9 protein-coding genes are annotated in these 9085 nt (G+C 57.6%); 6 read left to right on the top strand and 3 right to left on the bottom strand.

Annotation, left to right across the window (positions count from 1 at the left end):
- The first annotated feature begins 86 nt into the window (after positions 1-86).
- The 3 genes from apaG (at position 87) to ABJK70_RS15600 (ending at position 2513) form a co-directional block, all read left to right on the top strand.
- Positions 87-464: a Co2+/Mg2+ efflux protein ApaG gene (gene apaG / locus ABJK70_RS15610; protein ID WP_077732294.1), complete on the top strand. Its 378-nt coding sequence runs from the start codon at positions 87-89 to the stop codon at positions 462-464.
- A gap of 3 nt (positions 465-467) precedes the next feature.
- A complete protein-coding gene (locus ABJK70_RS15605; RefSeq protein ID WP_347258420.1) occupies positions 468-1295 on the top strand; it encodes a symmetrical bis(5'-nucleosyl)-tetraphosphatase in 828 nt (275 codons plus the stop codon).
- 210 nt (positions 1296-1505) lie between these two features.
- Positions 1506-2513: an AI-2E family transporter gene (locus tag ABJK70_RS15600; RefSeq protein ID WP_347258419.1), complete on the top strand. Its 1008-nt coding sequence runs from the start codon at positions 1506-1508 to the stop codon at positions 2511-2513.
- 148 nt (positions 2514-2661) lie between these two features.
- On the opposite strand, the gene ABJK70_RS15595 is transcribed toward ABJK70_RS15600, so the two are convergent.
- The 3 genes from ABJK70_RS15595 to htpX all read right to left on the bottom strand — a co-directional run bounded on the left by ABJK70_RS15595 (position 2662) and on the right by htpX (position 5472).
- Complete coding sequence (locus ABJK70_RS15595; RefSeq protein ID WP_347258418.1) at positions 2662-3501, bottom strand: HDOD domain-containing protein; 840 nt, start codon at positions 3499-3501, stop codon at positions 2662-2664.
- Positions 3502-3529: 28 nt separating this feature from the next.
- A complete protein-coding gene (locus tag ABJK70_RS15590; protein WP_347258417.1) occupies positions 3530-4501 on the bottom strand; it encodes a hypothetical protein in 972 nt (323 codons plus the stop codon).
- Positions 4502-4578: 77 nt separating this feature from the next.
- On the bottom strand, positions 4579-5472 hold the full coding sequence (htpX, locus tag ABJK70_RS15585; protein WP_205781108.1) for a protease HtpX: 894 nt from the start codon (positions 5470-5472) through the stop codon (positions 4579-4581).
- Positions 5473-5604: 132 nt separating this feature from the next.
- Between htpX and ABJK70_RS15580 the strand changes: the two genes are divergently transcribed.
- Genes ABJK70_RS15580 through radA form a run of 3 tightly spaced genes read left to right on the top strand, consistent with a single transcriptional unit; the run spans position 5605 to position 8869 of the window.
- The gene (locus ABJK70_RS15580) at positions 5605-6723 is read left to right on the top strand and encodes a sorbosone dehydrogenase family protein (RefSeq protein ID WP_077732301.1); all 1119 of its coding nucleotides are present in this window, start codon (positions 5605-5607) and stop codon (positions 6721-6723) included.
- A 35-nt stretch (positions 6724-6758) separates the two neighbouring features.
- The gene (locus tag ABJK70_RS15575; RefSeq protein WP_210023948.1) at positions 6759-7499 is read left to right on the top strand and encodes a class I SAM-dependent methyltransferase; all 741 of its coding nucleotides are present in this window, start codon (positions 6759-6761) and stop codon (positions 7497-7499) included.
- On the top strand, positions 7490-8869 hold the full coding sequence (radA, locus tag ABJK70_RS15570) for a DNA repair protein RadA (protein WP_347258416.1): 1380 nt from the start codon (positions 7490-7492) through the stop codon (positions 8867-8869). Before ABJK70_RS15575 ends, radA begins: the two co-directional genes overlap by 10 nt.
- Positions 8870-9085: the final 216 nt, after the last annotated feature.

Genomic DNA, 9085 nt, shown 5'->3' with positions numbered 1-9085 from the left:
TCGGCGGTTGCGAAAGGTGCTTGAAGAACTCTCTTCCGTTTAAACTATCGGCAAAAAAACAATCGTCTGTAACCATAGTCCAAGCCATGAACAACAAGTATCGTATCGATATCGACGCCGTAACCGATTATTTGGAAGCCGAATCCTCCCCGGAGACGAACCGCTATGTGTTCGCCTATACCATCACCATCCGGAACGCCGGCGACGTGCCCGCAAAATTGGTATCCCGCCACTGGATCATCACCGACGCGCACGGAAAGATACAGGAAGTCCGCGGGGAAGGGGTAGTGGGCGAACAGCCTCATCTTTCTCCGGGCGAATCCTTTCGCTATACCAGCGCCGCCATGATCGAAACGCCGGTGGGCACGATGCGAGGCGAATATCAAATGATTGCCGATGACGGTGAGCATTTCGATGCCGAAATACCGTCGTTCACCCTGGCCATTCCGCGAACCTTGCACTGATCGATGGCGATATACGCAATTGGCGACGTACAGGGTTGCTTCGCCGAGCTTCAACGTCTTCTGGACCAGATCCGTTTCGATCCGGCTGAGGACCGGCTCTGGTTCACGGGCGATTTGGTCAACCGCGGCCCGCAATCTCTGGAGACTCTACGGTTTATCCGATCCTTGGGGGACAGGGCCGTTACCGTGCTCGGCAATCACGACCTGCATCTTCTCGCCGTGGCACACGGCGTGTCGAGGACAAAGCGCAAGGACACGTTTTCCGATGTCCTCACCGCTCCCGATCGCGACATCCTCGTCGATTGGTTGCGCCGCCGTCCGTTATTGTTTCGAGACGGAGCATTTTACTTGATTCACGCCGGTTTGCCGCCCCAGTGGAGTGCGGAGGATGCAGAACGTTATGCCAAGGAGGTGGAAAGCTGTTTGCAGGGCGATGATTTCGTTGAGCTGTTTCGGCATATGTACGGCGATCAACCCGATCTTTGGACAGAGACCTTGCAGGGATGGGACAGGCTGCGTTTCATCACCAACTGTTTTACGCGCGTTCGGTACTGCGACCGCTACGGGCGTACCGATTTCAAGGAGAAAGGCGGTCCCGGGACGCAACCGTCTCATCTGATGCCTTGGTTCAAGGTGCCGGGACGGAAAAGCGCCGGGGCCGAAATCGTTTTCGGCCATTGGTCGACCTTAGGGTTTTATGCCGACGATGATGTTTACGGGATCGATACCGGCTGCCTGTGGGGAGGGGAGTTGACGGCGCTTCGACTCGACGGGGAAAAGAAACGCTTCTGCGTATCGTGCCGCGAAGGCGGCTATCAGAAGCCTTCGTAGGGCGCATTAGCGCTAGCGTAATGCGCCGATTGGAACGTCGGAATACGCGAGTACGCTATTCCGCCCTACATGAGCTTCTGAGTATCGCAATGTTTTTGGCCATATGGCTTCAGCCAAACAGGCAGGTTTGACGGAAAAGGAACCGCCTCTATCACGTCGGGGAGACTAACCATCGACAGAGTTCTGCGCTTTATCACGCTAGGCGTCTTTTTGACCGTACTGGTGTTCTTGATCTTCCAGGTCATGAGCGCTTTCCTGCAGCCGATCGGCTGGGCCGTGATCTTGGTTTATGCGACATGGCCTCTCCACGTTCGCCTAACGCGCTTGTTGGAAGGACGGAGCAGCCTCAGCGCGCTTACCATGACTTTGCTTTTGGCCGCCTTGCTGATCATTCCGTTTATCGGCCTGACCATTATTCTTCAGGCCGAAATGGTCGAGTTTTTCCAGCGACTCCCCGCCTGGCTGGACCAGAAACCGGAGTTGCCCGAATGGTTAAGCAAGATTCCCATTCTCGGCGCCGAGCTACAGTTCATATTCGATCAATTCGAGGACTTGCAGGGCTTGATGCGCCGGTATGTATTGCCTTGGCTGACCGGACTTTCCGGTAGAGTCGTGGGCATGTTGGAAGGCGTCGGCTACCTGGGCGCGAAGCTTTTCTTCACCGTATTCTTGATGTTTTTCGTTTACCGCGACGGGCACCGGTTGATTTATGAGGTGCGTCAAGGGTTGTTGCTGGCTCTGGGCGAACGCGCCGACGAGTACCTTTCCACCACCGAAGTGACCGTCAAGGCGGTCGTTTACGGCATTGTACTGACGGCTATAGCCCAAGGCGTCATGGCCGGAATAGGGTACTGGATTGTCGGCATCAGGGCGCCGGTCCTTCTCGCCGCATTTACCACGTTTTTCGCGCTGATCCCTTTCGGGACGGTAGCGGTCTGGGTTTCCGCAAGCCTTTGGCTGATGCTGAACGGAGACTATTGGGCCGGAGCCGTGTTGTTCCTCTGGGGAACCTTGGTCGTGAGTTGGATTGACAACCTGGTCCGCCCCCTGGTCATCAGCCGCACCACCCGCATTCCGTTCGTGGTCGTGATGTTCGGAGTCTTGGGCGGGTTGGCCAGCTTCGGGTTCATAGGTTTATTCGTGGGACCGGTGATTCTGGCCGTGGGCATGGCGGTATGGCATGAATGGCTGGAGTCCGCGCCGCGTTATCAGCCTTGAGTCGAATCGCCTAGCTATGGCGGACTCGCCGGCAAAAAGATTGCCGGCCTACGAACTCGTGTCGCCATGTAGGTCGGGAATCCCTTCCCGACGCAAAGCCGGTCGACAAACGGGTTTGTCGGCAAAGGATTGCCGACCTACTTTGCGCTTACGCAAACAGTTGCTGTGCTTCTTCGACCTCGACGGCGACGCCTTCGATTTCCAGGACTTCGATTTCGGGATCGAGTCCGAGCTTGGTGAAGGCCGGGACGCCCGAAAGGTCGACATCGGGCGCTGCCTTCGTGCCCATCACGCTTTCCAGATAAGCGACCTGCACCAGATCCACATAATCCGGCGCGGGGTCGCCGCCTCTCTCGAAATCCCTATATTCCCAGGCTGCACGGCTCAAGCTGTCGGGGAGCCCCCAAGTTTCCATGATGATTTTGCCGATCTGCGTGTGCAAATTCTCGAGGTGGTTTTCCAGCACCGCATCATCTTCCAATAGTTCGGAAAACTTTTCCGCCAACGCGAGGATCGGCAGTTTACCGATCTGATGAACAAGCCCGGCAAGCATGGCTTGGTCGGGATCCAGCGGACGGGCGCGCAGCGCCAAAGCGCGGCTCACGGCGGCGACATTGAGACTGTGTTGCCAAATGTCGTGAAAACGGCTTTCCAACAACAGGGAAGTGGGTTTGAAAACTTGCTTCATCGCCAAATTCATCACCAAGCTGCGGATGGTGTTATGTCCCATTCGGGTGATGGCGGCTTGAAGATTGTCGATTTTCTGCCTGGCCCTGTAGAGCGGACTGTTGGCGATTTGCAGGAGCCGCGCGGAAAGCGCCGGATCGGACGAAATCGTTTTTGCTATCTCGGCATCCGACGCGTTGTCCTTGTTGATCGCTTGGCGAACCTTGAGGGCGACTTCCGGAATCGTGGGCAATTGCAATTTATCGTTCTCGATCGCGGCTTTGATGTAATCGAGAAAGACCTGCTCGTTTCTTAGGTCCATATTTGACTGAACTCTATCCGCATTATTGTTATGGAACGTCGAAAGTATAGGGCAAAGTCAGAAACTCGGCGGCCGGACCGTCGGGTCGAAAGAGCCGGAGATCGGCATCTGGAGCGCGGTCGAGAGGCAGAACCGCCAGCAATTGAAAACTCCGCTCCGCTTCAGGCGCCGCAGCGACGACTTGCCCGACCCGCTGCCCATCGGCTTCGCCGGACTGATAGAGCGGATCGCCGGGCTTGGGCTCGTGCTCGCTGATCGTTCGAAGACGAAACATCCGTCGTTTCAGGTGCCCCAGAAAGTGCGTCCGTGCCACGACCTCCTGCCCGGTATAGCAACCCTTGCGATAGCTGACGCCGCCCAGAATATCGAGATTGAGCATCTGCGGGAGGAATTCCTCGCTGGTCACCTGCGTTTCGCTCGGAAGACCGTCTTCGATTTCCTTCAAGCGCCACGCACCGGAACTGACCAGGCTGTAATCCGATGACGACAGGAGACCTTCCCAGAGTCGCTTGGCGGTCTCGTTCGGTGCGGCAATCAGAATGCGCGCGGAGCTTTGGTCGACGCGGACCGCCAGCACGTCGCCGCCCTGGCCATCGAGAAGCCCGGAGCCGGGCCGGAAAAGCCCGATGAATCCCCAGTGCGGCGTCGGATTTTCTATGGAAACTTTCGAGCGCAGCACATACATGCGAAGGCGCTTGTGTATCGCCTCCACCAAATCGGCCGGCACAAAGAGGTAATAACCTTCGACGCGGCGAAGGACACGGAAGCTCGCTATGACGCGGCCCTTGGGATTACAAAAAGCTCCGAGTCCGGATTCGTCGAACCCAAGGCTGGCGATATCGCAAGTCGATTGGCCTTGCAGAAAAGTCTCCGCATCGACGCCGGAAACCCGCAACAAGCCTAAATCGGCCAAACCGCAAAACGCCGATCCTTCGCCCTTTGCCCGAAAATCGGCGGTAGCCTCGCTTTCGCTCAGTAGGTCCGACCATTCGATGCTCATGGATGTAGTCCCGTGGTCAATCGATAAAAAAGCCCGCCCGGATGGGGTTCTCGGGCGGGCGGCAAGGGCGCTTTACGTTAGCGCAGATTCTGCAGAGCGGCGATACGCTCCTCCAGCGGAGGATGGCTCATGAAGAGTTTCTTGAAGCCGTAGCCTAAACCGCCGTTGATTCCAAACGCAGCGAACTCGCCGGGCAAATCTCTATGGTCATGGGCTCGCTGCAAGGCCCTCAGGGCTCCGATCATCCTGTTCTGACCGGCCAGGCGCGCGCCGCCGGCATCGGCGCGAAACTCGCGCCAGCGGGAGAACCACATGACAACCATCGTCGCCAGAATGGAGAGGAATATTTGCGCCACAATTTGCGTCAAATAATAGGCCGGTCCATACCCGCCACGGTCATCTTCCGAGCGGAACACCACCCGGTCGATGAGATGGCCCGCGATGGAGGCGAAGAAGTAGACGAACGTATTCACTACGCCCTGAATAAGGCCCAGGGTGACCATATCGCCGTTGGCCACGTGACTGATCTCGTGTCCCAAAACGGCTTCCACTTCATCGGCATTCATGTGGTGCATAAGACCGGTGCTGACGGCGACGAGAGCATCGTTCTTGTTCATGCCGGTCGCGAACGCATTGGGCTCCGGGGAATCGAAAATCCCTACCTCGGGCATGCCGATGCCGGCCTGCTGCGCGTGGCGCCGGACAGTGTCGACCAGCCAGCGCTCGGTTTGATTGGTCGGTTGCTCGATCACGTAGACGCCCATGGATTGTTTGGCCATCCATTTGGACATCATCAGCGAAATGAAGGAGCCGCTCATGCCGATGATGGCGGACATCAGGAGCAAGCTGTCGAGGTTCAGATGAACGCCGCGCTGGGTGAGAAAGTTGCCGAGCCCCAAGACATGGAAAATGATGCTGATCAGAAGCAGTACCGCGGCGTTAGTGAGCAGAAAGAGAAATATGCGCATGATTGTCGGTCACCTATGGAAATCGTGGGTGTTACCATATTTGGAGGCGAAGCATTAAAAATCAAGTCGTTCGCCGTAAACACAATTTTGCCCTCCAAGCCTTTCATGAATCTTTCAGCTCATTGAGGGAGACGTATGGACGTAAGAGAACATTCTTGGCTGAAGCTCGCGGCGTGTGCGCTCGGTTTGACGGTCTGCGCCGAAGTCCGGGCCGAAGCGCTGTTGAGCGAGATCAAGCTCCCTCCCGGTTTTCGAATCGCGCTCTACACCGATCAGACGCCCAACGCCAGGTCTTTGGCTTTGGGGAACGACGGTACCGTATATGTGGGCAGCATGGAGGAGGGCAAGGTTTACGCAGTGCGCGATCGGGACGGCGATGGCAAAGCCGATCAGGTCCAGGTGCTGGCCGAGAACTTGAACATGCCGAACGGCATCGCCTATGTCGATGGCGACCTGTATGTCGCGGAGATTCCGCGCATTCTGAGGTTCAAGGACATCGGGCGGCAGGTATCGAACCCACCCAAGCCGGAGATCGTCTTCGACCGCTATCCCGAGGATGTGCACCACGGCTGGAAATATCTGCGAGTGGGACCGGACGGGAAGCTTTATGCCCCCGTGGGCGCTCCCTGCAATGTCTGCCTTTCCGAAAAAGACATTTACGCGACGCTGACGCGATTGGACAAGGACGGCTCGAACTTCGAAATTTATGCTCGCGGCATCCGCAATACCGTCGGTTTCGACTGGCATCCGGAAACGAAAGAACTGTGGTTGAACGAGAACGGACGCGACTGGATGGGCGACGACGTGCCGCCCGATGAGCTGAATCATGCGCCGAAACCGGGGCTGCATTTCGGATTTCCGCATTGCCATGGCAAGGACATCGTCGATCCGTCTTTCGGCAAAGGGAAATCCTGCGCCGAATTCGAGTCGCCCGCGTGGACGTATCCGGCCCACGTCGCACCGCTCGGCATGCGCTTTTACACCGGCAAGCAATTTCCGGCCGAATATCGGGGCCAGCTTTTCGTCGCCCAGCACGGTTCATGGAATCGAAGTGCGCCCGTCGGCTATCGGGTCGTGATGGTCGAATTCCGCGGGGGAAAACCCGTCAACGACAAGATTTTCGCGGAAGGCTGGTTGCGGCCCAACGGCGAAGTCCTCGGCCGACCGGTGGATGTCTTGGAAATGCCCGATGGAGCGCTATTGGTATCGGACGATAAGGCCGGGGCGATTTACCGCATTGTTTATCGACCGTGAACCGATGCTTAATTTGTAACTCTTAATGATCGATCATGAATGAAGTGACTGCTGAAAAACTTTTTTCCGGCCCGATCGGGGAAGAATACGAAATGCTAAAGCGGATTTGTCCCGCGGCGGCCGACATGAGCCGGCGAGTCGGCGAGTTCGTGGCCGGCTGGACGCCCAAGGTTTCGACGGAATCGTTAAATTTGCTTGAACTCGGCTGCGGCACCGGCGTGACGACTATGAATCTCATCCGCGCACGATCCGATGCGATGATTACTGCGGTCGACAACGAATTCACCATGTTGAGCCAAGCGCGTCGGAATCTGGCCGGCGTTTTGGAGCATGGACGCCTGCGACTGGTCGAAAACGATGCTCTGTCCTATCTACAGGGAGTGCCGTCGGCAAGCATAGACGTCGTCGCCTCGGCCTATACGCTGCACAACTTTCTGAATGGCTATCGTGTCCGAGTGCTCGAAGAAATCTTTCGCGTTCTAAAGCCGGGAGGGGTATTCGTCAACGGCGATCGCTATGCCCTGGACGATTCCCTGACCCATCTGCAGTCGACTCAGGAGGAGGTAAGGCAATACTTCCGTACGTTTACCGAGCTTAACCGCATCGACCTTTTGGAACAGTGGATCGTTCACCTTTTCAGCGACGAATCTCCCGATCACGTCATGCCTCTCGATAAGGGTTTGGGCGCCATGCGCGAGATCGGCTTCGATGCGGTGACGGTGCATTTTCGGCAGGATGTGAACGCTTTGGTCAGCGGGGGTAAACCGTGGCCGTAAGCCGTACCAAAGACCGGAAGATCGTGTTTCGCTGTACCGAGTGCGGGCACGCTCAAACCAAGTGGTCCGGACAGTGTCCGGCCTGCAATTCCTGGAATTCGATGGTGGAAGGCGTGGAGGATCGGGTGGCGCCGTCCGCCTCGCGCTTCTCGGGCTATGCAGGGGCCTCCGAACGCGCGTCTCCCGTCTCGCTCGCGGAGGTCGAAGCGGAAGAAATTTTCAGAACGCCGACCGGCATCGAAGAATTCGACAGAGTCTTGGGCGGCGGACTGGTCACAGGTTCCGCCATCCTGATCGGCGGCGATCCCGGTATCGGCAAATCGACCCTCTTGCTGCAAACCCTCGCTACCTTGAGCGAACGCCAGCGGGTGCTCTATGTGACCGGCGAAGAATCCATAAGGCAGGTAAGCCTTCGCGCCAAGCGGCTGCAACTGTCTTGCGCCGGCGTGCAGATCATTGCCGAAACCTCGCTGGAGCGGATCTTGGCCGTTGCATCGGAGGCCCGGCCGGACGTTCTGGTCATCGATTCGATCCAAACCACGTTCAGCGAAATTCTGCAATCGGCGCCGGGCTCCGTGGCTCAGGTGAGGGAGTGTGCTGCACAATTGGTTCGATATGCCAAGCAGACGCCGACGACCGTATTCCTCGTCGGTCATGTCACCAAGGAAGGCGCCCTGGCGGGCCCCCGCGTGCTGGAGCACATGGTGGATACCGTGCTTTATTTCGAGGGCGATTCGAGTAGCCGGTTTCGGGTTATTCGGGCGTTCAAGAACCGCTTCGGCGCGGTCAACGAGCTTGGCGTGTTCGCCATGACCGAAACCGGGCTTAGAGAGGTGCGCAATCCTTCGGCGCTATTCTTGTCGCGCGGCGAGGAAGACGCTCCCGGCAGCGTCGTGATGGTGATGCGCGAAGGCAGCCGGCCTCTTCTGGTGGAAGTTCAAGCCTTGGTCGATGAGTCCCATTCGCCGTCACCCCGCCGGGTCGCCGTGGGCATGGAACAAAATCGGCTGGCCATGCTGTTGGCGGTGCTCCATAGGCACGGTGGAATCCCTTTGTTCAACCAGGATGTTTTCGTCAATATGGTGGGCGGGCTGCGCCTTACCGAAACCGCGGGCGATCTGGCGGTGGCCTTGGCGGTCGTGTCCAGCTACCGGGACCGTCCCATTCCGAAGGACTGGGTGGTATTCGGGGAATTGGGACTCAATGGCGAGGTCAGGCCGGTTCAAAACGGCGAGGAAAGGCTCAAGGAGGCCGCAAAACACGGGTTCACCCATGCCTTGGCGCCCGCCAAGAATGTCGCGAAAGGGGGCATCAAGAATTTGGAGATCGTGCCGGTAAGAAGTCTGCGCGATGCCCTGGCCGCATTGTGATCGAGAACGATGCGGCTCGTGCCGGACCATCCCTGTCCGCACACTGGGGGGCTGTTCCGCCGTGCAGATCGGCACAAATCCTCCAGGAGAGAATTGGGACGCGACGCGCCCGGTAGGGTGGAAAACAGGGATACTTTTCATCAATCCTGCCGATTTGTCGTTCCTCACTTCGTCCTACCGGCTGACCTCACCAAGATACTATTAACCCGGCCTATA

The sequence above is a fragment of the Methylocaldum sp. genome (genome assembly GCF_039794385.1).
In the GTDB taxonomy this organism is placed as follows: domain Bacteria; phylum Pseudomonadota; class Gammaproteobacteria; order Methylococcales; family Methylococcaceae; genus Methylocaldum.
The sequence above is the reverse complement of the archived record's forward strand: the minus strand, read 5'-3'. Positions and strand labels throughout refer to the sequence as shown.

Coding starts and splice junctions, on each gene's coding strand:
- apaG (WP_077732294.1), top strand. CDS start 87: ATGAACAACAAGTATCGTATCGATATCGACGCCGTAACCGATTATTTG.
- ABJK70_RS15605 (WP_347258420.1), top strand. CDS start 468: ATGGCGATATACGCAATTGGCGACGTACAGGGTTGCTTCGCCGAGCTT.
- ABJK70_RS15595 (WP_347258418.1), bottom strand. CDS start 3,501: ATGGACCTAAGAAACGAGCAGGTCTTTCTCGATTACATCAAAGCCGCG.
- ABJK70_RS15590 (WP_347258417.1), bottom strand. CDS start 4,501: ATGAGCATCGAATGGTCGGACCTACTGAGCGAAAGCGAGGCTACCGCC.
- ABJK70_RS15580 (WP_077732301.1), top strand. CDS start 5,605: ATGGACGTAAGAGAACATTCTTGGCTGAAGCTCGCGGCGTGTGCGCTC.
- ABJK70_RS15575 (WP_210023948.1), top strand. CDS start 6,759: ATGAATGAAGTGACTGCTGAAAAACTTTTTTCCGGCCCGATCGGGGAA.